We start from the raw sequence: 26,896 nt of genomic DNA, 5'->3' as shown, positions 1-26,896 counted from the left end.
TGCTATTGGGGATTGAGGATTGGTAAAAGTTAGGAGTTAAGAGTTAAGAGTGAGGAGTGAAAAGTTAAGAATAAGGAGTTAAGAACAATTAATTTAAAACTCATAACTCATAACTCCTAACTCCTAACTCTCTTTCGCCACTCCCTAAGAATGTAACTTCACTTGTTCTGCTGATTTGCTTTCATTTTTGGAGTTCCAATTGTGACGTGCGGCTTCCACAAATTGGCTGACGCGAATTGGGTCTATTGGTTGTTCTATGCGTCCGTGACGTTTTAGGGAACTGGAAACTATTACACCATCTGCTGACTGCATCAATGTATCAATATTTTCCCAATTGGCCCCACTACCGATGAACACTGGCGTGCCAGATGCTGCATCACAAGCTAGTTCCAAATCTTCTAAGTTAGGAGGGCTACCAGTAGCCCAGCCTGACAAAATCACCCCGTCTGCTAAACCCCTTTCAATGGTGTCTTTCACGGCGACTGTGAGATTTGGAGAACTCAAAGGACGGGCGTGCTTCACCAACACATCGGCCAGGATTTTAACATCAGAGCCTAACTCCCGTCGATAGCGGAGTAGTTGATAGGCTTCTCCCTCAATTAATCCCTGGTCGGTTGCCATCACCCCTGTGAGAACGTTGACACGGATGAATTGCGCTTGTACACAGCTAGCGATCGCCATTGCACTTTTGGCGTCGTTTCGCAAAACATTTAAGCCTATAGGCAAAGGCACCAAATTTTGTATCCGCTGCACCACAATGGTCATGGCACTCACAACCACTGGATCAACTTGGTTTTTGGTAAACGGCGCATCGAAAAAATTCTCCACGATCAGTCCGTCAACCCCTCCGCTTGCCAGGGCTGCGGCTTCTTGTTCGGCGCGGTCAATCACCGTTTTTAGACTACCTCCCCAACGAGGTGAGGTCGGCAGTGGTAGTAGGTGAACCACGCCAATAATCGGTGAGCGAGTTTTAAATAGTTGATATAAGTCCACGTCTTTAATCCGCCTCGCAAAGTCCAGAGTCCACAATTTTTTGACTATTGACTATATGACCCTTGACTCTTGACTTCTCATTAACTAGTCAAATGTGTTTTCTGATAGTCGGTTTCCTGCCTCCTTCCTCAGATGGAAATTGGCATCAAACCTCCCATAAGATATGTTAAGATAAAACTTGGCTACAAGAGGAGTTTGCCACTTACTAGACGCGAGGCAGCTTTCCGTGGTTTAGGCGTCTCGTCCGCGCACTGTCGTAGGACTTGCCAATCGCCAGGGTAGCATTACTGCTTTATAGGCGTAGTCGCTTTCGTCGATTTCCCTGAGGGTAGCGACTTCTCACAACAAGCCCTTTGGGCGGCTTCCCGATGGGTAGGTTAACAACGCACACGCTGTGGTAATGTAAAATACCAATAGGCGAATTGTTAAAAAAGATTACGAGTGTCAAATGTACCCAAAGACACTTCAATTTGCCCTGGGGAACAGATTGATAGGAATATCATAACATGACCTCTATTTTTATTTATTGATAGGATTATGAGTCCGCAGACAGTTACTGACAGTGGGGATTTGCCCCCGCACTGTTTTCATGAGGATGCTGATAGCAAAAAAGCGAAGTTAGCACTGGAATGTTTGACTACAAGAAAAAAATGAAGATTTTTTCAAAATATGGGTGACAAGCCAACAATTGCCATTTCTCACTTGGGCTGCGAGAAAAATCGAATTGATACAGAACACATGCTGGGAATGCTCGTAGAAGCAGGCTACGGTGTAGATACAAATGAAGAGTTAGCAGATTACGTTATTGTTAATACCTGTAGTTTTATTGAAGCAGCGAGACTTGAATCTGTCAGAACTTTGGTAGAGCTGGCAGAGGCAAACAAAAAAATTGTAATTACTGGCTGTATGGCGCAACACTTCCAAGAGCAACTTTTGGAGGAGTTGCCCGAAGCAGTAGCGGTGGTGGGCACAGGCGATTATCACAAAATTGTAAATGTAATTGAGCGTGTTGAACTTGGCGAGCGGGTCAAACAGGTTAGTATCGAACCAACCTACATTGCCGACGAAACTACACCGCGCTATCGCACGACAACCGAGGGCGTAGCTTACCTGCGGGTTGCAGAAGGATGTGATTATCATTGTGCATTTTGTATAATTCCTCATCTTCGAGGAAACCAGCGATCGCGTACTATTGAATCTATAGTCGCCGAAGCGGAGCAGTTAGTTAGTCAAGGGGTAAAGGAAATTATTCTAATTTCCCAAATCACCACTAATTACGGTTTGGATATTTACGGTAAGCCAAAGTTAGCCGAATTACTTCGCGCTTTGGGGAAAGTAGATATACCGTGGATCAGAATGCATTACGCTTATCCCACGGGATTGACCCCAGATGTGATAGCAGCGATCCAAGAAACACCCAACGTCTTGCCTTACCTGGATTTGCCCTTACAGCATTCTCATCCAGATATTCTCCGCGCCATGAACCGTCCTTGGCAAGGACGGGTAAATGATGGGATTATAGATCGCATCAAAACGGCGCTACCAACAGCCGTACTGCGGACAACATTTATTGTTGGTTTCCCAGGAGAAACAAGCGAGAATTTTGAGCATCTATTAGAGTTCGTTCAGCGGCATGAATTCGACCATGTTGGTGTCTTCACCTTTTCCTCTGAGGAAGGAACCCCAGCTTACAAGTTACCAAATCAGTTGCCCCAATTGGTGATGGACGAGCGCCGATACCAACTTATGGAACTCCAGCAACCGATTTCTCAAAAGAAAAATCAACAGGAAGTAGGCAAAATCGTTGATGTCCTGATTGAGCAAGAAAATCCTGAAAGTGGTGAGTTAATTGGTCGTTCAGGTAGATTTTCCCCAGAGGTTGATGGTCTGGTGTATGTCAAAGGCCAGGCAAAGTTAGGAACCATTGTGCCAATAGCGATTCACCACGCTGATACATACGACCTCTATGGTCAAGTAGTCAATAACTAAATTGTCATTTGTTTTTTGTTAAATTACCCTTACGGGTTCGCCCTTCTGGTGAGGTATTTCCTCATGGGAGGTTTCCCCTAAGATTCCGCTGGCTGACTAATAACTAATGACTAAATGACTAATCCAAAAATCCTTAGAGAAAATTTAGGAGAATTAATGACTCTTTCATTTCAAGAATTAGGCATTTCCCAAGAACGTGTCGAACAACTAGAAAAAATCGGTTTTACCGAACCAACTAACATTCAAGTGCAAGCAATTCCCCAATTGCTAGCTGGTCGTGATGTGGTAGGTCAATCTCAAACTGGAACAGGCAAAACAGCAGCATTTTCACTGCCAATTTTAGAGCGGCTGGATATTAATCAAAAAGCCGTACAAGCCATAGTTTTAACGCCAACTCGTGAATTAGCAATGCAAGTTCACGATGCAATCACTCAGTTCATCGGCGATGAAGGATTGCGGGTGTTAGCAATCTACGGTGGTCAATCAATTGACCGCCAAATGTTACAACTCAGACGTGGCGTTCACATGGTAGTGGGCACTCCAGGACGGGTGATTGATTTGCTGGATCGCGGCTGTTTAAAGCTCGATCAAGTGAAGTGGTTTGTGTTGGATGAAGCTGATGAAATGTTGAGCATGGGCTTTATCGACGATGTGGTGAAAATCCTCTCGCAAGCGCCCGTAGATCGCCAAACAGCTTTATTCTCGGCAACAATGCCACCATCGATTCGGATGTTGGTGAACAAGTTCTTGCGATCACCTGCAACTGTCACCGTTGAGCAGCCAAAAGCCGCTCCCAACAAGATTAATCAGGTAGCTTATCTGATTCCCCGCCACTGGACTAAAGCCAAAGCTTTACAGCCAATTCTGGAAATGGAAGATCCAGAAACAGCTTTAATCTTTGTTCGCACCAGACGCACAGCCGCAGAACTCACCAGTCAGTTACAAGGCGCTGGTCACAGTGTAGATGAATACCACGGTGACTTGTCACAACAAGCACGGGAACGGTTATTGAGCCGTTTCCGTAACCGTCAAGTCCGCTGGGTGGTAGCAACTGATATTGCGGCGCGAGGGTTAGATGTTGATCAACTCTCCCATGTGATCAACTATGACTTACCCGATAGCGTAGAAACCTACGTCCATCGCATTGGTCGTACAGGTCGTGCTGGTAAAGAAGGAACAGCAATTTCTTTAGTTCAGCCATTTGAGCGGCGCAAACAGCAAACATTTGAACGTCATAACCGCCAAAATTGGCAAGTGCTGACGATTCCCACACGGGCACAGATTGAAGCGCGACACATTCTGAAATTGCAAGAACAGGTGCGGGAAGCTTTGACAGGTGAGCGTTTAGCTTCATTCTTACCGATTGTCAGCGAACTGATTGAAGAATATGATCCTCAAGCGATCGCCGCTGCGGCGCTGCAAATCGCTTACGATCAAACTCGTCCCGCTTGGTTGAGTTCAGACGTGGAAATTCCCCAAGAGGAATCTTCCGCTCCCAAACCCAGACTGGGCAAGCGTCGTGAATCTTCCAGCGATCGCCCCCGTTCTGCATGGAAATCAGACAGCAGCACTGGAGAAGAAGAAAGACAGGCTTCCCCCAAGCCCAAACTGCGGACAAGTGGTCGTGAGTCTTCTGCATCCCCTACGAATAAAAAGCTAGGTTCACCTACAGCTAGAGAATCAGCTTCTTAGTCAACAGTTAGAAGTTAATCAATTTTGGATTTTAGATTTTAGATTTTTTCTTCAATCCGAAATCCAAACCTAAAATGGGAAAGTTGAGAGTTAAAAGTCAAGATTTTGACTTTGGCTCTTGACTTTTTGGCTTTTTAGGTAACTTTTTCTACCCGTTTGTAGAAAGATAAATTAAAGATACATTCTCGTGGTCTTATGTTCACTATTCCAGACTTAGAGCAACTACAAGCAGAACATCCAGAATGGCAGATGGAGCTAGTAGACGGAAATATAGTTCTTATGGGCCCATCAGATTATGAGTCAGAGGAAATAGGTGCTGAGTTAGCTAGATTACTCGGCAACTCGGTGCGCCCACAGCGTTTAGGACGGGTGATTGGTTCTAGCGCTGGTTTTATTTTGCTACATTAGAAACTGAAAACGGAAAAGAAGCTGATAACGAAAAACGAAATCTCCGCGCTCCCGATGTATCTTTTGTTCTGGCTGATAGATTAAAAACAAGTAAGCGCGACTTTGTGGAATTGGTGCCTGACTTGATGGTAGAGATAAAATCTAAGTTAGACCGGATCAAACCATCGGTAAAAAAGATTCAGCTATTCTTACAACTCGGATCTACGGTTGGTATCCTGATTAATCCTGACAAATTGACGCTTACCCTTTATCGACTCAACCAAGAACCAATAGTTTTGCAGGACAACGACAAACTGACACTACCAGACTTATTACCAGGTTGGGAGCTAATAGTGTCAGAAATTTGGCCTCCTGTGTTTGAGTAGTTCAAAAATATTACAGCCAAGGACGACTAACTAGTTCTAATTCTCCAATTTCATCGTCGCTCAATCTCCAGCCCAAAGCACCAGCATTCTGCCGCACCTGTTCAGCTGTCTTCACCCCAGCAATAGGAATAACGTTCCCCTGAGCAATTAACCAGTTGAGAGCAACTTGGGCAGGGGTGCGATCGTATTTTTCCCCGAAGTTGCGTAGCAAAGATATGACTGGGGCAATTTTTTGCAGACCTTCTTTCTTAAATCGCGGGTCTATTTTCCTGGCACCAGTGGGGGTTTCAGCACTATCAATAGTGTACTTGCCTGTGAGTAATCCTTGTGCTAGAGGACTATAAGCCAAGATAGTCACACTCAAATCACGCGCAGTTGCCATAATACCTTTGCTTTCAATTTGGCGACTGAGTAAAGAATAGCGTACTTGGTTTACAGCCAAAGGCACTCCACGGGCTGCCAATATTTGATGCGCGTCTCGCATTTGCTCTGCTGAGTAATTACTCACACCGACTGCGGCAATTCTACCCCGCTTCACTTCATCCGCTAGGGCATTCATCAAAGTTTCTTGGCTTAAAAAGAAGGCAAAAGGCCAATGCACTTGGTACAGGGCAATTTGCTCTAATTGTAAGCGTTTGAGGCTTTGAGTTAAAGCATCAGAGACGGATTGGGCTGTAAATCGCCACGGTAGGGGGCCAAATTTTGTGGCGATTCGTACAGATTGTTGTGTCTGTTGCAAAAATTGTCCCAAAAATTTCTCGCTCTTTCCCATTCCGTAGACTTCGGCAGTATCAAAGAAGGTAACACCAGCCTCTAAGGCTGCTGTAAAGGCTTCTTGTAACTGTTCTGGTCCGTAGGCATTGCCATAATTCCAAAAGAGTTTATCACCCCAAGCCCAAGTGCCTATGCACAAAGGTGTAACAGTTGGGCCATTTTGCCCCAATGTGATATTTTCCACGGTTGCAAAACTTAATTTCTTTACATTTCTTTACTTTTATAGTCTATCGTTACAGCGCGATCGCCAGCACTTCGCCGCAACTCTTGTTGCGAGGTTGCAGCTTGGATAAAGATTTAAATCCTGAATCAAACGCCTAGAAACAAGATCCCCGACAACTTTTACGAAGTTAGGGATCTGCGGGTTGCAATTCTCACAAATCAAATAGGATTGCTATAGTTGAGTGTATTTAGTTATATTTATGAATTAGATGATTTCTCCTGCTTAGATTTTTTGATTAATTCCATGTAGACATTAATCTCACTAATTTCTAAATCATGCTCAACTCTGGTTACTTTCCATCTCTCCTTTTTGAGGTAAACTTCCTCTCCTACTCTAGGAGTAAATTGAAGATCATAGAACTTTTTTAGAAAATCTTTTTGGTTTTCTTCCCATAATATTACTTTGACTGGTTCTTTACTCATTGCTTATGCCTTTTTGGTTACTAGATGAAGGGAAGTAGTTTGATGACATACATAGGGCAAGTTTATCTTACTAATTCAATGGAATGGCGTAGTTAAAACCACATTTTAACACCGATATTTTTATGTGGCTTGATTACATCTGATAAAGTTATTTTGCGTTTGCTATTACATATAGTGGAATACTGAAGCGTTTTTTAAGTCCTCCATTGCACCTTGGTAATCTTTCAGGGCAGCACGAATGCTACTTCGTTTGTTATAAGCTTGAGAATTATTAGGATTAATACGCAGTAATTGATTTAAATCTTCAAGTGCTTGTTGATAGTTTCCCAGATTGTAATGAACAATACCCCGATTATAGTAAGCTTCGGTAAAGGCGGGATTTATTTCTAAAACTTGGTTATAGTCCTTAAGTGCTTTTATATAGTCACCTAAGTTCTCATGCACAAGTCCACGGTAGTAGTATGTTAAAGTATCTTTACAATTAATTTGCACGGCTTGGGAATAATCTTCAAGCGCTCTTTGGTAATTTCCCAGGCAATAGTGTGCAAGCCCTCGCTGACTGTAAGCTTCAGCAAAGTCGGGATAGATCCGTAAAGTATAATTGTAATCCTCAATTGCTCTATGTAAGTCTTTTAAGCGATAAAAGGCAACCCCTCGGTGAAAATAAGCTTCAGCAAGGTCAGGCTTAATTTTCAATGCTTGGCTGTAATTACCAATGGCTTCCTGCATCTCTTCCAAATTGCTACGGACAAAACCACGGTAGAAGTAAGCTAAGGCTTCATTGGGATTAAGGAATATTATTTCGCTGTAATCCTCAATTGCTTTTAGATTATCTCCCAAACTGTAGTGAACATGACCCCTCTGGTAGTAAGCATCTATATATTGAGGGTTTAGGTTAATAGCTTGAGTAAAATCTTCAATCGCCCCTTTCTGAAATTCTCCCTTAGTCTTGGCTAGCCCTCTTTGGTAGTATAACTGGGCATTATTGGGGTTAAGCTTCAGTGCTTGGGTAAAGTTCTCAATTGCTCCCAAAAAATCCTGATGCCGATGACATATCAGCCCTTTTTGAACGTAATTAGTAGCATTATTTGTCTTTCTCTTTCTTGTATAATTTTGGTTCTCTTGAGATTGCTGCTCATATTTATTCTGTTGCAACTCATGTGGTTGGCAGCCACGAATATACTCTTTAAGAATACTATTACGGTTAGGGTGGCGTAACTTGCGGAGTGCTTTCGCTTCAATTTGACGAATCCGTTCGCGGGTGGCGTTAAAAGTCTTACCAATTTCCTCAAGGGTTTTCATGCGTCCATTATCAAACCCATAGCGCAGTTTTATAACATCACATTCACGAGGACTAAGACTGTCGAGAACTTTTTCTAAATCTTCCCGCAACGTATTTTTATAAAGTTGTTCTTCTGGGGTTTCCTCATCGGATACAATAAAATCACCCAATCGAGAATCTTCTTCTTTCCCAATGGGCGTTTCTAGTGAAATGGGTAACTGGGCAGATTTAGCAATAAACCGCAACTTCTCAATGGTCATTTCCATGCGAGTGGCGATTTCTTCTTCAGTGGGTTTGCGACCCATTTCTTGAGACAGCAGCTTGGTAGTTTTCTTAATCCGAGAGATGGTTTCGTAAAGGTGAACTGGAAGGCGAATCATGCGGGATTGGTCAGCTATAGCCCTGGTAATTGCCTGACGAATCCACCATGTAGCATAAGTAGAAAACTTATAACCTTTTTCGTGGTCAAACTTTTCTGCGGCACGAATCAAGCCAAGGCCATTCGTGATAGGTTAAGGTCAAATAACATTTGTCAATAAGCAATAGTACTTAAATTATTGTGGGAAATCGGGGTTGGAAATAGAATTTTTGAGCAGGCGATGCCTACGGTGGGCTACGTCTACGCGTCATCTTAATAGGCATCATTCATTCTTGACCCATCAGTTCAGTACAAGAGTTAACTTCATACCTCCGCTTACCCCAAATTTTTAGCATGATTTCTAATTGACAAAAGTAAGATTGTCTTAACCTCTCACCGATGAGCCAAGGCTACCTTCCTGAACTAAGTCTTGGAAACACAAGCCGCGATTCATGTATTTCTTAGCAATTAAAACCACAAGGCGCAGGTTAGATATCACTATCTTATCTTTCGCCCTGCGACCAACATGCAGCCGATAACGAAAGGCTGGTAATGGGAGTTGTACAGCTTTTGCCCATTCACTATCATTAGGGTCACGCTCCAACTGTTCTGAAAGTTTTTCCCGTACCCTTTCTAATTCCAGCAAATCAGCGATTTTACGCGCCAATTCAATTTCTTCATCTGCCCGCAACAGCCGAATTCTACCAATTTCTTGCAAGTAAAGGCGAATCGAATCTTCGGTATAATGCTTTTTCTTACTTTGTGTCCGATGACGCGATTTAGGAGCCTCTAAAAATTTGTCTTCACCTTCATCGATGATCAGTAAGTCCTCTTCTTCATTAATTAAGAGTTCTTTTCACTCGATCTCAGGCTGAAATATTATTTCTAGGTCAGGCTGAAATATGCTTTCGAGTACGTTACTACCAATAATAGGAAAGCTATTAATAGAAAACTTATAACGGGGCAACTTGATTATTTTACAGACAGGACGAGGGGTTTTTGATTCATCTATTTTATGCGTTTTTTCTTTTTCTACAGAGATGTCTTTGGATATTGAAAATGATGCTTTTTCCACAGGTGTCTGATTAGTTCCACCAAAAACACACATCAGCGCTCGCCATTGTTCATCGGTTAAATTTCTTTGTCTACTTTGAACACTCTGAGTAAAATTATGTTTTAAAGTATAAGATTTTAAATCTTCTCTAGTCAGTACAACACCTTGAATATTTGGCAAATTATGAAATCCTTTATTCTGCCACTGTTCTTGGCTAATAAAGGGAATAGCAACTCTAAAGTTTAAGTTTAATGAGGCGCAAAAATCTAGCTGTTTACGCAAATGGTTTTTAAGCACAAACATTTGGTATTGTGCTTGGTTAACTGGTTTTATGTGGTCTTCATACCAGTTTTTCATTTTCCATTCAGCACCCTTAATAGCTTCTATATCATTGATGTAGCATCCTTTACATTCAATCACCCATAGTCCGAGCTGACGATGGACAATAAGAATATCAATCTCTCGCTCAAGATTTCCATATCTGTCAAATAGCTGATAACAATGAAATGCCTCACCAGGATCATCCCTAAAGGCAGATTTTACTTGTTGCCAAACTTCTTTCTCAGCGTTGTTATTCGCATCAAAAATATTGTCGGGATAGAATTCCATAGAATCTTCTAATCTAATAAATCGTTACTAAACTTAATTATTTGGGCGGATATCATCTGCACAAAATGTTGTAAACAGTAACGCCTATATATTAGGGTTCCCAGAACTGAAGTTGTTATTAGGGTCACTTCGTACCAAGTCTCAACTCCGATGAAGTCATGAGCATCGTAATCGGTCGCATTTTGGCGCGATCGCAACTTTCACTTTTCGTTCGCTGATTTCGAGCAGGTAGGGTTTATCTTTATTTAAAGAGAGAGAGATTAAATCCTATAAACCATACAAAAAACTAGCTATGGCAAGTGGTGAAGTATTTGATACCAAGACAAAATCCCTATCTGTGCCAAGGGTAAACCTGCTGACTATGTTTCGGCTGGGTTTATTTCAAATGGGGTTGAGCATGATGTCCATTTTGACTCTGGGCGTACTCAACAGAGTCATGATTCAAGAAATAGCAATTCCGGCGACGCTGGTATCAGTAGTTCTAGCACTGCCCTTATTTGTTGCTCCTTCCCGTGTCTGGTTCGGCCAGATATCGGATGCCAAGCCGTTATGGGGACACCACCGCACAGCTTATGTTTGGGTGGGTGCGGCAATATTTGCGATCGCAGCATTTTTAGCTGTACAAGTGATGTGGCAGCTAAATCTTGCCGCAAGTAGTGCAGGTGGTTGGGTATGGACAACCCAAACAATGGGCTGGACTGCGCTTCTGTCTTTAATCTTCGCTATATACGGTCTAGGAATTTGTGCTAGTAGTACTGCTTTTGCTGCTTTATTGGTGGATATATCTGAAGAAGATAACCGTTCCAAAGTAGTGGGTGTGGTTTGGTCGATGTTGATGGTGGGGATTATTGTCGGGGCGATTATCAGTTCCAAGTTGCTAACACCAGATGCAACGACAGTAACTTTACAGGCTTCCGTCAACAGATTATTTATTATTGTCCCAGCAATTGTATTTGCTTTGGCGATCGCCGCAACATTGGGCGTGGAAAAAAAATACTCCCAATACTTAAGCCGTTCCACACTGGTAGATCGAGAAGACAGCATTACTCTGGCCAAGGCTTGGGAAATTTTGACGGCTAGTCCGCAAACGGGTTTATTTTTCACCTTTTTACTGGTGATGACTCTCTGCTTGTTTATGCAAGACCCCGTTTTGGAACCCTACGCAGGTCAGGTATTTAAAATGCCTTTGGCTGAAAGTACTAAACTGAACGTTTTTTATGGAACAGGCGTACTGATTGCTTACGGTGTGAGTGGTTTTTTCATTGTGCCGCGTTTAGGTAAGCGGAGAACTGCAAGACTAGGGTGCATATTAGTGGCATTTTGTACAGTATTAATTGGCATCTCAGGCTTTACAGCTAATCCAGCTTTCCTGAAGCTAAGTTTAATTTTGTTCGGTTTAGCAACTGGTGTCTTAACTACAGCAGCAGTTAGTTTAATGTTGGATCTCACAGCAGCAGAAGCCGCAGGTACGTTTATTGGGGCATGGGGATTAGCGCAGTCTGTCTCTAGAGGAGTGGCAGTGGTTTTAGGTGGTAGTTTATTGGATATAGGTCGCAAGCTACTACCCAATTTAGTTTTAGCTTATGGACTAGTATTTGCCCTCGAAGCTGTAGGGATGATTGTGTCGATTTGGTTTCTGAATCGGGTGAACGTTACAGAATTTCAAACAAATACCAAACAAGCGATCGCTTCGGTTTTAGAAAGCGATTTAGACTAAACTAGAAACTTAACCCAACCCGAATCTACCTAATCTTGGCTCAGGAACGTCTTTGCGCGAGAATTAATCAATGAGTGATTTTTGGACAACAATTCTTGATTTTGCCCAAATTACCACTACCAGAGTGGGCAAGCAGCTTATGCAAGATTTTGGGCAAGTACAGGCTGACCAGAAAGCTGATGGTAGTTTGGTGACGCAAGCAGATAAATGGGCAGATCAGGAAATTCGGGATGCGATCGCTTCTAATTTTTCTGGTTACGGCATTTTGAGCGAAGAGAGCGATCAGTCATTTCCCGGTACGGAGTGGTGCTGGGTAATTGACCCATTAGACGGTACAACCAACTTTACACGCGGCATTCCCATCTGGACAATTTCTCTAGGTTTACTGTATCAAGGCACACCGATTTTTGGTTATGTTTACGCACCTACCTTGAATCAAGCTTTTCATGGTTTCTGGGCAGGTTCATCTGGTTTAGCAACACCAATAGGAGCATTTCTCAACCTCCACCCCATTCACACCAGTGTAGATAGTCCCAGCAATAATCACTTTTTTAACCTCTGTTCCCGTAGCACCGCAGTTATCCGAAACGGCTTTCCCTGCAAAATTCGGATGTTGGGTGTAGCTAGCTATAACTTTTTGACAGTTGCCACTGGGGCTACTCTAGGAGGTATTGAGGCGACACCAAAAGTTTGGGACTTAGCAGGGGCTTGGGTAATTGTCCAGGCTGCTGGCGGCGTCTGGTTATCGCTCAATTCCGAGCCGTTTCCTTTATCACCAGGAGAAGATTATAGCGATCGCTCTTTTCCCACCCTTGTTGTCAGTCGTCCCGAATTAATTCCGGTATTTCAACCTTTTCTAGATGGCGTAAAAATTTAACTAATCCGCCGCTCTTGTACCTGGAAACAGTGATTTTGTTAACCAGCCTAGTGAGCGGCGACATATCCGACATTAAAGTTAACAAAGCCCTAGTCAGACAGAGAATTGAGTATAAATAAAACTGGTAATAATTCTGATTTTAGTTCAATACCAGTGTAGTTACTAATTCAAGTACCGTCGTGACTTCCATCACACTGCTTGATTTAGTATAAATAATTTTATGTTGTCTAATTTAGATTTAATTCGAGAGTTTGTGCAAAACTCTATCCAGAAAAAAGAAGTTTTGTTGTCAAATCCTTCTTTGACAGCGCAAACAGTGTACAAGACTAACCAACTGACAGCAAAAGCTGAAGGTGTGATTGCTACCGTCCAACTATCTAACACATTATCTCAATTCTGGATTTCTCCAAAATCATCCCAGTGGGAATTGATAAATCAGGCATTAGCAGAATATAATTATCTCCTTAAAGGAAAAGTAGATAGTCGGGGTTTCTATCAGTATCAATACTGCGAAGTTCCCAAAGGCTATCGGATGCACTGTACTCAATCTGTACTTCTATGGCGAGCTTGGTGGAAATATCGCAAGTATACTTTAAGACCAGGGATTCCATTAGAACTTCTGATCAGGACACGAGAATCATGGTATCCAATTAGAGATTTAATCATTAGCGACGGACTTCTTTATATCAAAACTTTAGGAAGCGAGATAGCACTTGACTCAGATGACCTGGTTACTTGGTTAAGCAAAATTGACGGCTGAAAGTGAGTAATTGTTGAAAAATGCTGAGATTTTTTTCTAGACTTTGAGACTATAACTGTAACTGGTTTTTAATAAACTGTTTCATCTTCTTTACGCCATGCTGGATCAACAATACAAATAAATACCAGAGGTTCGATGCCAGAGTTATAAATAAATTGCCGCATATTAGGAGGAATATACACAGCGTCTCCCGGCTGAACTATCTGGGTTTCATCATCAATGTGCATCTCTCCCGTACCATTGAGAATATAATAGACTTCTGAGGTAGAGAGCGAGTGGGGCTGAGAGGTTTTTCCTACTGGCAGTGTTGCATGAGCCAAACTATAACGCAATGCCAGAGGTTGCTTATCTGGATGTAGCAGTTCTCGCAGAATGGTGTTATCTCCTGCGATGAATTCCGCACAGTCCTGAAGTTTTTGAACTAGCATCAATCAATTTTTGGTTTAAGGTTTTGAATTAGTTAAGAGTCAAGGATCAAGGGTCAAGGGTGATTAATTATTCTCCCTCTGCTTCCCCTGCTTCGCCTGCTTAGTACAGATAAGGATTCGTCTTCGGTTGATAGTCCAAACAATGGATTGCTTCTTCTGTATTGGCAATAGATGGGCGTACAGTACATTTGAGACGGTAATTGTCGGTAAAAAATTGACAACCAGTACAAGGAATTTGATGCATTTGCTTGGCTGTATTTATACTATCTCGCGCCGCCGTCCAGAGACTCGAAACAACGAGAATAGTTACAGTCCAAGCACCAACAAAGCAAATCGGAATTAAAAAAGGTTGAATCCCATGAATGAGGAAAAATATCAGTTGAAACACAGTATGTCCTGGTACAAATTAGGAGTTAGAAGTATATTAACTCCTAACCGAGGCGGAGCGTCTCCCGCTTTGCTCCTAATTCATAACTTCTTACTATAGAGGTATAAGCTAAACGCCAGCATGACCGAGCGCTAAACCAGTGACCAGCATTCCCAGAACAAGAAACGGTTGGGCGCTGGCTTGATACTTAACATCATTCTTCACGGGGTCGCGCAGGAAATACATATCCTGTAAGGTGATTTGTGGGATGATTAACAGTACTAGTATTGCTGCATACAAATTCTCATGGATGCTGACGAGATAAGCTGCAATCAATCCTTGAAATACATCAATCGTCAATACACAAATCCAAGCCGCAGTGGTAATGCCAAACATTACGGGTAGTGAATTTAATCCCAGCTGGCGATCGCCTTCTACACTCTTGAAGTCATTGACAATGGCAATACCCAATCCAGCCAAGCTGTAGAACATTGTCAAAATCACAATTGTGGAATTGAGATCACCAAACAAAGCGTGTCCTGTAGACCAAGGTAAGGTGATATAGCTTGCACCCAAGGCGTAGCTGCCTAGCCAGCCGTTTTGCTTGAGTTTCAGGGGAGGTGCAGAATAAATGTAGGCGATGAAAGAACCGATGATCGCGATCGCTGTAATTGTAAGGAATTCATGACCAGACCACACATCTAGCACAAATGCCAAACTAATGCCAGCAATCAGTAATACCCAAATCTGAATAATTACCTGGGGTAGGGGAATTGCCCCAGAAGGAATGGGGCGATAGGGTTCATTAATAGCATCGATTTCGCGATCGTAGTAATCATTGAGGATTTGGGTGTAACCTGTCATCAATGGCCCAGCCAGCAGCATACAGGTTGCTACCTTTAGCACATTTTCCAGTGTCCAAGTATAGTTACCCGAAGAAGCCGCACCACAGACTACGCCCCAAATTAGGGGAATCCAGGTAATCGGCTTCATTAGCTGTAAACGAATTTTCCAAATTGAAGTTTCCCCTGGTGCTGCACCTTTCATCCCCAGCAGCTGCCTAGTTTTTGCACTGCGCGAGGCAGATGTGAGAGCTTGCTCATTGAGATTATTTGCCCCTGAGTCTAGTGCCTCAGATGGGTTGGGGTCTGGGCTAATGGGAGTTGATTCTGACATAAGGTTTATTAATGAGTTAGAAGTTAGAAGTTAGGAGTTATGAATTATTGGTTAGAAGTTAGAAGTTATAAATTATTTTTATTCCTAACTCTTCACTTTTAACTCCTAACTTTGTTCTTAACTTAAAACGAAATTATCAAATAATTATTCTGAAACTTTGCTCCAGCAACAGGTCTGCCACTCAATGCCGGGGGTAGGGGAATATTCCGTCGCTGGTCTCCTGCTTCTATAGTGACTTCTGGTCCATATTGGGTGAGCTTGACCTGTTTTTTGTCAAAACCTGGCAAGAATAAGCGTACTTGACGATTGGGGATGTCTATCTCAATTGGTTTGGGAGCCTGTAACGCTTGTGCTTCAAAGTTGGGTAGGGCATCTATCAGTGGTTGCCAGTCACCTGTTGGCAAGTCGGGAACGACGCTCACAGGTAAGGGGATAAATTCCTCTGACAGGTTGACATTTGTCTCAGTAGACACAAGCAGAACACCACCGACAGTTAAACCGATTTGTTGAGCACTACCCCACAAATAACGAGCATTTGCTACCTCAATCGGGTCTTCTGTGGTCACTAAGAAAGCAGCGAGACGCTTGGGGTCAGTAAGAGCGGCTCTCCCCTTTTCTAAGAAATTATTGACTTGGTTAGTGGGGCCTGCAAAGTTATCTGCTGTCCAGTTGACATTGAAAAAGCTGCTAATCAGGGGTTGAATCAAGGGTGATTCAGTAATCGTTTTCCCCAAATCAGAGTTGAGAAACAATTGCCGAAATCGCCGGACATACCAACTGAGAGATTCTGGCAAACCCAACATTCGCAACGTTAATGAGTCACCCGTGCCATAGTAGACGATCGCATCATATTTGCCACTGGCATCATATTCGCGGATAGCATTCAGGGCCAAGGCGCTGTCCATACCTGGCAATACTACCAGTTCTTGACCAAAAACGTCTTTGAAGATGGGCGTGCGGAGATATTGCGCCTCAAGCTTTTTCACTTCGTCCCAGTTGCGTTCTAACAGTACAGATGCTTGAAACTGGACTGCTTGCAAATTGGGAGCGATTTCCTGTGGGTCGGCAGCAATGGGAGTACCCAGCAGAATTGGTAATGCTGGTTCCGGATGTCCTGCTAAGAGTACGCGCTTGCCTTGACTTGCCAACAATTTGGCGGCGGCGATCGCAATTTTGGTACGAGCGGTGCCGCCTTTGCCCAAAAATGTCAATATTAGAGCCATTATTTGATTCCTATTTTCACCGCCGATCTTTTCAACTCCAACTTAGCACTCAACAATGACTCTCAACCTGTGCTTTTAACTTCCGAGTCCAAAATAAACCCCGCTTTGAATTCTTTTTACTACACAGGTTTGATTTCATCTTCAAAAAACCAACTGGAAGAATTGTCGTCAAACAGCACCACTACACCGATACCACCATCGGTAACTTTGTAGCCTTGGATGGTACCCACTTGTCCTAGTTTTTTTACAATGGGGGGAGAAACGCGATCGCGCAAACGAAAGACTTTAACCTTTTGTCCGATTTCCATGCCTGATTAGAATGCAATAAACCTTCGTCTCAGTGTAGCTGAATCCGTGACCTGCTCTCACAAATTCAGGGGAAATGAGGGAATGAGGGAGAGAATCATAACTCAAAACTCCTGGAAAGACGCGATTAATCGCGTCTTTCCAAACTCATAACTTTTAACTCCTGACCTAACAGCTTAAAATGAAATCAACAACCAAACAGGTAGATACCCATGTTTGTCACAGCGCAACAGCTAGAACAGCAGATGCCCGATGCAACTCGGTTGTTAAGTGATGAGCCAGAGATGGAAACTTCGTTGCACTATATGCAGCTACTGCTGCTAGTAACTTCCCTTGAGTGGCTGTGGCGTGACTGTAATGATTTCTTTATAGGTGCGAATCTAACGATTTATTTTAGCCGTCAGCAGTTGCGAAATCGAGATTTTCGAGGCCCAGACTTTTTTTTGGTCAAAGACACCGAAAAGCGATCGCGCAATTCCTGGGTAGTCTGGGAGGAAGATGGTCGTTATCCAGATTTAATTATTGAATTACTTTCTGAAAGTACGGCTGATATTGACCGGAATTTGAAGAAAAATCTCTATGAAAATCGATTTCACACACCAGAATATTTTTGGTTTTCACCGGAAAATTTGGAATTTGTGGGTTTTGAATTGGTAGGTAACAAGTATCAAACAATTACCCCAAATACGCAAGGATGGTGTTGGAGCGATGTGCTTAAGCTGTATTTAGGCGTGGAAGGAGATAAATTGCGCTACTTTACACCCGATGGTGATTTAGTTCCAACACCAGAGGAAGCTGCTATTGCGGCGCAACAGGTGGCTATTGAGGCACAGCAACAGGCATCTGAGGCGCAATTGCGGTTTGAACAAGAACAGCTGCGATCGCAACGGTTGGCGGAACATTTGCGATCGTTAGGAGTTAATCTAGATAGTTTGAGTTAAGCAAAAACTTGCCCCTTTTACAAATCAAGCAGCATTGCCGACAGAAATTATATTTGTAGTAAAAATACACTAAGCAATTGCTGATTTATTGTATAATTGCCAAAACAATTTAGGTATTATTTTTTAGGAATGATGTATTCTTCAAGGGAGGCAAGAATGATTTTATAGGTATGAATCTTTATAGAAAAATTGGATGTGTAAGTAGTAAATAAGGAAGTTGTAATTGTTACTAAAATTACAAATATTCATACGTAAATTAGGAAATAGAAGGCATATACTGCCGATAAATAAACGATTGTGGGCAAAATTTGACTTGCTGAGAACTTTGGTGCGTCGGGATTTAGAGGCGCGGTATAAAGGTTCTGTTTTAGGTAATTTGTGGCCTTTGCTAAATCAGCTATCACAATTACTTATTTACACATATGTGTTTTCGATTGTATTGAGAGTGAAGTTAAGTATCAAAAGTTTACCAGAAAATAACTTCACCTTTGGTTTGTGGCTATTTGCGGGTTTGCTTCCCTGGATTGCTTTTTCGGGGGGGTGGATGCAGTCTGCTAGTTCAGTCGTAGGACAGTCGAATTTAGTCAAGAAGGTTGTATTTCCACTAGGTTTGTTACCGCTCGTGCCAATATTATCAACATTCATTGAGAGTTCCTTTGGTTTAATGGCATTAATTTTTTTCGTGGCGGTAAATACTCATACTTTACATGCTACGTTGGCGCTGTTACCCTTGGTCTGGCTAACGCAGTTATTGCTCACAGCAGGGTTGGGCTATTTAGCAGCAGGACTAACGGTATTTTTGCGAGATATCCCGCAGACTTTAGGAGTGATTTTAAATATTTGGTTTTATGCAACACCGCTTGTCTATCCAGCATCCGCAATTCCAGAGCAATGGCGGAGTTTGATATTCTGGTTAAATCCAATAGCAGCGATCGCTGAAGTTTATCGTGACATAGTTTTAGTTGGGGAAGTGAAGCATTGGGGCGAATGGGGAGTAGCTTCTACGATAGCCTCGATCATATTTTGTTGCGGTTTTACAGTGTATAAGCGTTTACGTCCAGCCTTTGCCGATGTTTTGTAGGAAATTTTTACTGATCCACTAAATCTTAAATCAGCTTAATAGCAAGGTGAACTATACAGTACACGATAGCGATATGATTCAAAAAAGGGTAAAAAGTTTGATGAGTTGATAATGTGTCTGACTTATTATAGTTGTGCAGTCTGGATAAAGTAATAGTAAGTGTGCAGTAATATGGGTGAGGAGATTGCAATTTCGCTGAAGAATATCTCGAAGTGCTATAAGCGGTATGCTCGTCCGGTAGATCGACTAAAAGAACTTTTACTACCTGCTAAAACCCACGCTCAGGAGTTTTGGGCATTGCAAGATATTAGCTTAGAGATTTCTAAAGGTGACACTGTGGGCATCATTGGTCAAAACGGCTCTGGCAAAAGTACACTGCTACAAATTATTGCCGGAACGCTGACACCAACTACAGGTAAATTGTACGTAAATGGTCGAGTATCAGCATTATTGGAACTTGGTAGTGGGTTTAATCCTGAGTTTACTGGGCGGCAAAATGTATTTTTTAATGGGCAAGTTTTAGGGTTAAGCCGAGCAGAAATAGAAGCTAAGTTTGACAAAATTGCTTCTTTTGCTGAAATTGGCGATTTTCTTGAGCATCCCGTTAAAACCTATTCCAGTGGCATGGTAGTAAGATTAGCATTTGCAGTAGTTGCTAATACAGAACCAAGTATTTTAATCGTAGATGAAGCCTTGGCTGTAGGAGATGCGAAATTCCAAGCTCGCTGTACGAAGCGTATTCGTCAGCTAAAAGAAGAAGGAGTAACTATATTATTTGTTTCTCATGATTCTGGCAGCGTCAAAATGTTGTGTAACAGCGCAATATTAATGAATCATGGAAGAATTTTAGAAAGAGGTGAGCCTAAGCAGGTAGTAAATCATTATATTGCTTTATTAAGCTCAGATAAGAATGAATTTGAGCTTGAGCAGTATAATCCAGAACAGACAAATTTTATTGAAACCAATGCAGGTTTTGTCAAGAGTAATCAACACGATAATTACACATGTAGACACGGAAATAAATTAGCTACTATTAATAAAGTTATAATCAGTGATTTAAAAGGAAGGGAAATAACGCAAATAGAAACAGGAAAAAGTTTTCAGATTGGCGTTTTAATGCAAGCGCAAACAGAAATTTCCGATTTAATCGTCGGGATTTCGATAAAAAGTTTAATGGGTTTAGTAATTTATGGAACAAATACTCATTTACAGAAGATAAAATTACCATGTTTAAACCAAGAACAGCAATTAATAGTTAGTTTTCAGGTTCCCTGTTATATGAATAAGGGTATTTATACAGTTACTGTAGGAATACATTCTGAAGAAGGTTTAAGTTATGACTGGATTGATGAACTCGTTGTGTTTGAAGTAAACAATAGGATTTCGTGTGATGGCGTAGTAGACTTAAATTCTGCCATTAACTTTAGCAGCGAAACAGATACAGAAACTCTAAGTATCAAAAATTATTAATTAGTGATTTAAAAAAAAAGAACCATGACTGAATCAAATAATCCTAAGATTGATGTTGATAATTTAATGCAAAAGATCCGTGAAGAAGTAAATAAGCATAAGTTTAAACATCTAAAATCGACTACATTGAATGAGTTTTCAATATCCAAAAGTACGTTTAATATTAACTATATTGAAGCTTTACTTAAAAATGCACAATCTAGAGCAAATAGTCGAACTAAGTGGCCTGATAAGCTAAATCGTTTCCCCTTTAATCTAAATCCAAAATTACAAAAAATTATCCTAACAATTATAAATTTCTTATTCAAAGATCAACGAGAGGTAAATTTTAATTTAATTAGTTGTTTGCAAGAGTCTGTAACCCTTAATCAACAGCTTATTGAACAAATTGAAACTTTAAGAGTGCAAATGGAAGATCGGCTAGGAGTTTCCGATAGCAGAGTTCAAAGCTTGGAAGATCGGCTAGGAGTTTCCGATAGCAGAGTTCAAAGCTTGGAAGACCGACTAGGAGTTACTGATAGCAGAGTTCAAAGCTTGGAAAACCGACTAGGCGTTATCGATAGCAGAGTTCAAAGTTTGGAAGAACAACTGAAGATTATAGATAAGAATATCCAAAGTATGGATAACAGCTTCAACAGTTTTGATACTTTAGTCAGTAGCTGGTTAACTGATACAAAAGAAAGTTTTGACGCTGGAAATAGTCGAATAGAAAAAATAGATGAACGCCTGAAATCTGTGGATAATCATATCCAAGATGTGAATAATCGCTTAAGTGCTATAGATGAGCGTTATGCAAGAAACGATATTTACTTAAAGAATGACTTAATCCAGCAGAAGCGTTTGATTAGTCTTTTCCTGGAAGAAGCACAGCGACGTTTGCCAGAACCTTTTAATCAAGAGCAATTGCAAACTTTAATTAGTGAAGATCAGCATTTACTAGATACTTTTTATGTTGCTTTTGAAGACCAGTTTCGGGGTAGCCGTGAGGAAATAAAGAATCGATTAATAACTCATATTTCATCGGTAGAAAAAGCAATCACATCCACCGGAAATGCCCCTATTGTTGACATAGGATGTGGTCGAGGTGAATGGATTGATTTACTCTCGAAGCAAGGCTTTAAAGCATCTGGAATTGACATTAATGTTGCAATGGTACAAGAATGTCAAAATCTTGGTCTTGACGCTGTTTTAGGTGATGGACTGGAATATTTACGTTCTTTGCCAGATAATTCTTTGGCTGCTGTTTCTTCCTTCCATGTTATTGAGCATTTGCAATTGCAAAAGCTTATTTCTTTAATTGATGAAGTGCTACGTGTACTGCGTTCTGGCGGGGTTGTAATTTTAGAGACACCAAATCCCGAAAATCTAATTGTGGGAGCTTGTAATTTTTATCTAGATCCAACCCACCGTAACCCGATTCCACCACCAACAGCAAAGTTCATATTAGAAAGTCGCGGATTTGCTCAAGTTGAAATTCGACGTCTTCATCCAATGACTGAAAACCATAATTTAGAAAATCCATTTTTGAATAGTCTGTTGCTTGGTTGTCAGGATTACGCAGTTATTGGATGGAAGGCATAAATCGGGTATAGCTATGAAAATATTAATTTGTAATGAGCGATTTCTATTTCGTTTTGGTCTAGATCGTGTCCTTATCCTGATCGGAAAGAGCATGGCAGAACGAGGACATCATGTTTATATGATGGGAACTCGGTATGATGAAAATATAGTTAAGCAGTTCGCCAACAAATTTATTTTATTACCACCAGCGCCAGATGATTACGCTAACTCTAATGAGTTTACGGCTCAGTGGTTAGAAATCAGCTGGAATGGCTTATTTACCAACACAGAAAAGCCAGATGTAATAGTAATTGGGGGATGGCCGTTTTTTAAAGCAATTGATTTCTTTTCTAGAGTTTGTCAAAACGTTGTTTTCATTGATGCTGGTGCAGTCCCACTGGATGGTTTCAGTGGTCATGGATTGTTTATTCAACAGAAACTCAGAAAATTCCGCCAAGATTATTTGAGTAAAACAACAGGCATATTACCGATTAGTGAATTTATTGCTAAATGTCAGAGCCTACCTGACCGGGGTTTTAATCATGGTATCCAAACAATATTATTAGGTGCTGACCACATGGAGCTATCCATTTGGCAAGCACAGATGGTTAGTCAAAAAAAGCCTTATGGGGTTAGTTTATCAGTAATTGAAAAGTTACTAAAGCAGGGAAAATTTTTTATTTTAAATCTTGGACGCTGGGAGCCTGATTGTTACAAGAACTCCGCAGCTTGTTTCGAGATTATGCGCCAGCTAGTGCAGCGACATCCACAAGCTATATTACTAGTGTTAATAGATGCTAATAGTATTAATATTCCACCTGATATAAAAGAGTACGTTCTACCAATTGGATTTCCAGATGATGGAGAATTGGAAAAAATTATGCAACTTACCACACTGGGAATATCTGTTTCATTGTGGGAGGGGTTCAACTTACCGTTAGCAGAAATGCAGTGGCTAAAACTTCCTGCTTTAGCATTTAATCTTGCTGCTCATCCGGAAGTTATCGTACATCCTTGGTTTCTCTGTACCGATATAGCTGAGATGGTAGAAAAAGCGGATTGTATCCTATCTGATAGCATTCCTCATGAAGCCGTCAGTGTGGCCTACGAAAACTTTAGGGCAAAATTCCGTTGGGAAACCGTAATTCAAAAATATTGTGACTATTTTGAGAAGAGTGTGCAGACTACTCAAGAAATATCTTCTAATCACCCACTTCTGATTGTAGATGTCACTAATAGCTGCCGAGATCCTGCCAACTCCGGTGTTATTAGAGTCACTCGCCAACTTTGTCGGACTCTACAGAACTATTATGACTTGGTATTTGTAATTTGGGATTTTACAAAACAGAACTATACACTGCCTTCCCAAACTGGTTATGCTCAGTTCGCACAGTTTAACGGTCCCAAAATTCCCATTATCGAAAAAGATAGACTCAACCGTTTAGAAACAGTTTCCCTAGATGAATTCCTTGCAGTTGAACTTAGCATACAAGGAAGATCAGTACTACTTTTATTGGCAGAAATAATATTAGAACCTCGTGGTACCGAAGTTGTTGCTTATGCAAAACAAAAGCACTGGAAAACGGCTGCTATTCTATATGACTTAATTCCAGTGATGTATCCACAGTTTTGTAATCATACTGTGAGTTCACTATTTACTCCTTATTTGAAGATGTTATCTGAAGTCGATATTATTATTCCTATATCTGAATTTTCTGCCCAATGCCTTTTGAATTATTGGCAACAAAATCAAAGCTCCCATGGCCAAGTCAGCACGGCACTATTACCAGGACAATTTGGACAGCATTCCCGCCATGTCACGATGCCTAACTTACAGTCGAGTACTGTACAGATGCTATGCGTTTCTACCTTAGAACCACGCAAAAATCATTTAACACTCTTAAAAGCCTGTGAAATTCTGGCAAAAGAACATCCTGAAATAAATTGGCAACTAACACTGGTAGGAAACCGCTACGAAGGCGCGTCAGAGATATATAAAACTGTGGAGCAGGCATCAGCCAGAGACTCTCGTATTCGTTGGCTGGGGATAGTAGATGATGCTACCTTAAATCGATTGTACGAAGAAGCTACATTTACAATTTACAGTTCCTTAGTTGAAGGCTTTGGAATGCCTATATTAGAAAGTATTTGGCATGGAAGAACCTGCCTATGTCATTCCCAAGGAGTCATGGCGGAATTAGCAGCTGAAGGAGGTTGCTTAGTAGTAGATATGACTAATGCTTTAGCAATTGCTCAAGCCCTTTATACGTTGTCGTCTGATAAAAATTTGCTAACTGAACTATCTCAAGCAGCCTGCGATCGCAAATTGAAAACTTGGGATAATTACGCTACAGAAGTTTTAAATATTTTGGGTTTGCAAAAAATACAGCTTGCAAACTTAAATAAGGCTGAGATCAACTCGAATGTAATTTATTACGAACAACTGCTATATCCTAATTGCCGACTTGAACATTGGCAAATGACAGATTCAGAGAGGATAGCGTTGACCGGTTTACTGGCAAGGCATCAGCCAAGATGTAGTGTTGAGATTGGTACTTATTATGGTGGGAGTCTATCTCTAATTTCACAGTATTCACAAATGGTATTTTCTATTGATATAGATCATGAAGTGCCTTTGAGGATGCCAGCGATAAATAATGTCAGTTTTTTAATTGCACCATCTCAGACTGTATTGCCATTGCTGTTTCAAGCACTTGATGAAGCAAATATACCAATTGATTTCTTGCTCATCGATGGAGACCACACTGCTGATGGAGTTCGTAGGGACATTGAGACTGTTTTGACTTACGTACCTAAGCAACCGATGTTTGTGATGATGTATGATTCTTTTAACCCAGAGTGTCGGCGCGGAATCATGACTGCAAAGTGGCAAGATTCACCGTATGTAGCGTGGATTGATGTGGATTTTGTACCGGGACGTATCATTGAGGGCGACAATGTATTTAAAGGTGAAATGTGGGGAGGACTGGCGCTGGCACTATTGTCCCCTAAACCACGGAATGCAAATCTCACCATTTCTGCATCGGCAAATAGTTTTTATGAATTAGCCCTTAAATCGCGCCGTTGATATTCTTTATATTTACAGTACCTATGGTCAACAAAATACTCATTTGTAGTAATTTCTATCCGCCATTTTTTATAGGTGGTGCTGAAATTATTGCCCATGAACAAGCGTGTAAATTGAGAAATGCTGGTTACGAAGTGGCTGTTTTCTGTGCAAAACATGATGATAGCTGTCATCGTTATTCAATGACACGGGAAACTTTTGATAAACTGCAAGTATTTCGAGTTATTCAACATGCACAAGACTATCAGGTCAATAATAATTTTTATAAACCAGTTATCCATAAACTATTTAATAAAGTAATTGATGAGTTCCAACCAGATGTTGTTCATTTTCACAACATTATTGGCTTATCACTAGGAATTGTAGAGATAACATATAGACGCAAAATTAGAACTGTACTAACCTTGCATGATCATTGGGGATTTTGTTTCAAAAATACGTTATTGAAAGCAGCAGATATCGTTTGCAAAGATTTTTCTCAGTGTGAAAAATGTTTGCCGGAGTTACTGGATAACCAAGAGCGACGGCTTCATATCCGGATGCGTAACGATTATATTGCCTTACAACTCAGCAAGGTAGATCAATTCGTATCACCTAGTTCCTATCTAGCATCAGCTTATATAAAAGCTGGTTTTTCATCAAATAGGCTTACTGTAATATCTTATGGTATTGATGTTAAACGCTTTTCCCAAATTACAAAGAAATTGCCTGAAGCTGTGATGCGCTTTACTTTTATTGGCTATTTAGGTGTTCATAAAGGCGTTCACGTTTTAATGGCAGCCATAAAGCTACTATTACAAAGAGGTTATCTTGGTAATCTTTTCACAGTTAATATTGTTGGTACAGGTGGAATGGCTGAAGATATAAAAAAATTTGTGCTCGAAAACAAATTAAGTGCTGTCATTAAACTATGGGGTAAAGTTAAGCATTCTGAAATTGAAGCTGTTTATCAATCCACTGATGTATTAATAAATCCATCTATATGGCCTGAGAACGAGCCAGTCACAATTCTTGAAGCAATGGCTGCTCGTATACCTATACTTGCATCTGCACTCGGCGGTAATCTGGATCTTGTAGTGGATGGGGTTAATGGTTATCTTTTCGCCTCAGGTAATGCTCAAATGCTTGCAGAGAAGATGGTTGACATGGCTCTCGACCATGCTCACGTTGAGTTAATGGGACAAAATGCTTATCAGTGTATAGCTAACGATACTCTAGAAAATTATGTGCAACAGATTAATCAAGTTTATCAAGAAAAAAACTATGTATCCAACCCGGTTTTAAATCGGATAATTCTATGTAGTGGCAAGCACGTTTCACCAGAATGTTTCCGTGCCATTTCTCATTTTAACCAGACCAACCATAGCACTTGCTACAAGTTTATTATGAGTGACTGGATTAGTTCTGAAGATTGGGATTTAGTCGATCTGCTGTGGATAGTTGATGATAAAGGCGATAAACAAGATATTGTCAATGCTCTGAAAATAGGGCGACCATTACTAGTTCCTGAGAGTAATCATCAACTTGTAGAACTATGTCGCTCTAGTCAATCTGGACTATTTTATGCAGATGAGATGGAAGCAGAAGCTTGTCTCAAATATCTCATTGGTGAAAAATCTATCTCAAGTGCTCTCGGTCGAAATGCTAAAAACTACTTTGAAAATAATAGTTTTCAGTTGAGCAATTTTTGGCGAGGGCGTAGTCAGTTAGCTTTCTTAAATTCAGTTTTTTAA

20 protein-coding genes and 4 pseudogenes are annotated in these 26,896 nt (G+C 41.1%); 12 read left to right on the top strand and 12 right to left on the bottom strand.

The window, feature by feature from the left end; all coding sequences use genetic code 11:
* Positions 1 to 144 precede the first annotated feature (144 nt).
* Positions 145 to 993, bottom strand: coding sequence for a photosystem I biogenesis protein BtpA (gene btpA / locus V7K21_RS23605; RefSeq protein WP_298919491.1), 849 nt, complete (start codon positions 991 to 993; stop codon positions 145 to 147).
* 669 nt (positions 994 to 1,662) lie between these two features.
* On the opposite strand from btpA, the gene rimO reads away from it, so the two are divergent.
* The 3 genes and pseudogenes from rimO (at position 1,663) to V7K21_RS23590 (ending at position 5,447) form a co-directional block, all read left to right on the top strand.
* Positions 1,663 to 2,982: a 30S ribosomal protein S12 methylthiotransferase RimO gene (gene rimO, locus V7K21_RS23600; protein ID WP_335177607.1), complete on the top strand. Its 1,320-nt coding sequence runs from the start codon at positions 1,663 to 1,665 to the stop codon at positions 2,980 to 2,982.
* 156 nt (positions 2,983 to 3,138) lie between these two features.
* Positions 3,139 to 4,674, top strand: a complete 1,536-nt coding sequence (locus V7K21_RS23595) for a DEAD/DEAH box helicase (protein ID WP_335177623.1) — start codon at positions 3,139 to 3,141, stop codon at positions 4,672 to 4,674.
* A 195-nt stretch (positions 4,675 to 4,869) separates the two neighbouring features.
* Positions 4,870 to 5,447 (top strand): annotated as a pseudogene (locus V7K21_RS23590) (Uma2 family endonuclease).
* 10 nt (positions 5,448 to 5,457) lie between these two features.
* Here V7K21_RS23590 and V7K21_RS23585 read toward each other — a convergent pair.
* From V7K21_RS23585 to V7K21_RS23560, 6 genes and pseudogenes are all read right to left on the bottom strand, one after another.
* Complete coding sequence (locus V7K21_RS23585) at positions 5,458 to 6,405, bottom strand: aldo/keto reductase (RefSeq protein ID WP_335177606.1); 948 nt, start codon at positions 6,403 to 6,405, stop codon at positions 5,458 to 5,460.
* Positions 6,406 to 6,641: 236 nt separating this feature from the next.
* A complete protein-coding gene (locus V7K21_RS23580) occupies positions 6,642 to 6,866 on the bottom strand; it encodes a hypothetical protein (protein ID WP_335177605.1) in 225 nt (74 codons plus the stop codon).
* Between the two features lie 165 nt (positions 6,867 to 7,031).
* Positions 7,032 to 8,021 (bottom strand): tetratricopeptide repeat protein, encoded by a 990-nt coding sequence (locus V7K21_RS23575; RefSeq protein ID WP_335177622.1) that lies wholly within the window; start codon positions 8,019 to 8,021, stop codon positions 7,032 to 7,034.
* Between the two features lie 18 nt (positions 8,022 to 8,039).
* Positions 8,040 to 8,645 (bottom strand): annotated as a pseudogene (locus tag V7K21_RS23570) (sigma-70 family RNA polymerase sigma factor); the annotation flags it as partial.
* Positions 8,646 to 8,915: 270 nt separating this feature from the next.
* Positions 8,916 to 9,437, bottom strand: a pseudogene (locus tag V7K21_RS23565) (sigma-70 factor domain-containing protein); the annotation flags it as partial.
* 408 nt (positions 9,438 to 9,845) lie between these two features.
* Positions 9,846 to 10,169: pseudogene (locus V7K21_RS23560) on the bottom strand (nuclease-related domain-containing protein); the annotation flags it as partial.
* Positions 10,170 to 10,461: 292 nt separating this feature from the next.
* Between V7K21_RS23560 and V7K21_RS23555 the strand changes: the two are divergent.
* The 3 genes from V7K21_RS23555 (at position 10,462) to V7K21_RS23545 (ending at position 13,523) form a co-directional block, all read left to right on the top strand.
* Positions 10,462 to 11,886: a BCD family MFS transporter gene (locus tag V7K21_RS23555; RefSeq protein ID WP_335177604.1), complete on the top strand. Its 1,425-nt coding sequence runs from the start codon at positions 10,462 to 10,464 to the stop codon at positions 11,884 to 11,886.
* 70 nt (positions 11,887 to 11,956) lie between these two features.
* The gene (locus tag V7K21_RS23550; RefSeq protein WP_335177603.1) at positions 11,957 to 12,763 is read left to right on the top strand and encodes an inositol monophosphatase family protein; all 807 of its coding nucleotides are present in this window, start codon (positions 11,957 to 11,959) and stop codon (positions 12,761 to 12,763) included.
* A 220-nt stretch (positions 12,764 to 12,983) separates the two neighbouring features.
* Positions 12,984 to 13,523 carry a hypothetical protein gene (locus V7K21_RS23545; protein ID WP_335177602.1) on the top strand — a complete coding sequence of 180 codons (540 nt, stop codon included), beginning with the start codon at positions 12,984 to 12,986 and terminating at the stop codon, positions 13,521 to 13,523.
* 68 nt (positions 13,524 to 13,591) lie between these two features.
* On the opposite strand, the gene V7K21_RS23540 is transcribed toward V7K21_RS23545, so the two are convergent.
* The 5 genes from V7K21_RS23540 to petP form a co-directional block, all read right to left on the bottom strand.
* Positions 13,592 to 13,951, bottom strand: a complete 360-nt coding sequence (locus V7K21_RS23540; RefSeq protein WP_273769341.1) for a cupin domain-containing protein — start codon at positions 13,949 to 13,951, stop codon at positions 13,592 to 13,594.
* A gap of 100 nt (positions 13,952 to 14,051) precedes the next feature.
* Positions 14,052 to 14,339: a hypothetical protein gene (locus V7K21_RS23535; protein WP_335177601.1), complete on the bottom strand. Its 288-nt coding sequence runs from the start codon at positions 14,337 to 14,339 to the stop codon at positions 14,052 to 14,054.
* Between the two features lie 108 nt (positions 14,340 to 14,447).
* A complete protein-coding gene (chlG, locus tag V7K21_RS23530) occupies positions 14,448 to 15,494 on the bottom strand; it encodes a chlorophyll synthase ChlG (RefSeq protein WP_335177600.1) in 1,047 nt (348 codons plus the stop codon).
* A 122-nt stretch (positions 15,495 to 15,616) separates the two neighbouring features.
* Complete coding sequence (locus tag V7K21_RS23525) at positions 15,617 to 16,717, bottom strand: Get3/ArsA fold putative tail anchor-mediating ATPase NosAFP (protein ID WP_335177599.1); 1,101 nt, start codon at positions 16,715 to 16,717, stop codon at positions 15,617 to 15,619.
* A gap of 119 nt (positions 16,718 to 16,836) precedes the next feature.
* Positions 16,837 to 17,025: a cytochrome b6f subunit PetP gene (gene petP / locus V7K21_RS23520; protein ID WP_335177598.1), complete on the bottom strand. Its 189-nt coding sequence runs from the start codon at positions 17,023 to 17,025 to the stop codon at positions 16,837 to 16,839.
* A gap of 210 nt (positions 17,026 to 17,235) precedes the next feature.
* Between petP and V7K21_RS23515 the strand changes: the two genes are divergently transcribed.
* From V7K21_RS23515 to V7K21_RS23490, 6 genes are all read left to right on the top strand, one after another.
* Positions 17,236 to 17,964 carry a Uma2 family endonuclease gene (locus V7K21_RS23515; RefSeq protein ID WP_335177597.1) on the top strand — a complete coding sequence of 243 codons (729 nt, stop codon included), beginning with the start codon at positions 17,236 to 17,238 and terminating at the stop codon, positions 17,962 to 17,964.
* 241 nt (positions 17,965 to 18,205) lie between these two features.
* A complete protein-coding gene (locus V7K21_RS23510; protein WP_335177621.1) occupies positions 18,206 to 19,045 on the top strand; it encodes an ABC transporter permease in 840 nt (279 codons plus the stop codon).
* A 171-nt stretch (positions 19,046 to 19,216) separates the two neighbouring features.
* Positions 19,217 to 20,515 carry an ABC transporter ATP-binding protein gene (locus V7K21_RS23505; protein ID WP_335177596.1) on the top strand — a complete coding sequence of 433 codons (1,299 nt, stop codon included), beginning with the start codon at positions 19,217 to 19,219 and terminating at the stop codon, positions 20,513 to 20,515.
* Between the two features lie 24 nt (positions 20,516 to 20,539).
* A complete protein-coding gene (locus tag V7K21_RS23500; protein WP_335177595.1) occupies positions 20,540 to 22,096 on the top strand; it encodes a class I SAM-dependent methyltransferase in 1,557 nt (518 codons plus the stop codon).
* Positions 22,097 to 22,109: 13 nt separating this feature from the next.
* Complete coding sequence (locus V7K21_RS23495) at positions 22,110 to 25,163, top strand: glycosyltransferase (RefSeq protein ID WP_335177594.1); 3,054 nt, start codon at positions 22,110 to 22,112, stop codon at positions 25,161 to 25,163.
* A gap of 23 nt (positions 25,164 to 25,186) precedes the next feature.
* On the top strand, positions 25,187 to 26,896 hold the full coding sequence (locus tag V7K21_RS23490; RefSeq protein WP_335177593.1) for a glycosyltransferase family 4 protein: 1,710 nt from the start codon (positions 25,187 to 25,189) through the stop codon (positions 26,894 to 26,896).

Source organism: Nostoc sp. (assembly GCF_036919595.1).
In the GTDB taxonomy this organism is placed as follows: domain Bacteria; phylum Cyanobacteriota; class Cyanobacteriia; order Cyanobacteriales; family Nostocaceae; genus Nostoc.
The sequence above is the reverse complement of the archived record's forward strand: the minus strand, read 5'-3'. Positions and strand labels throughout refer to the sequence as shown.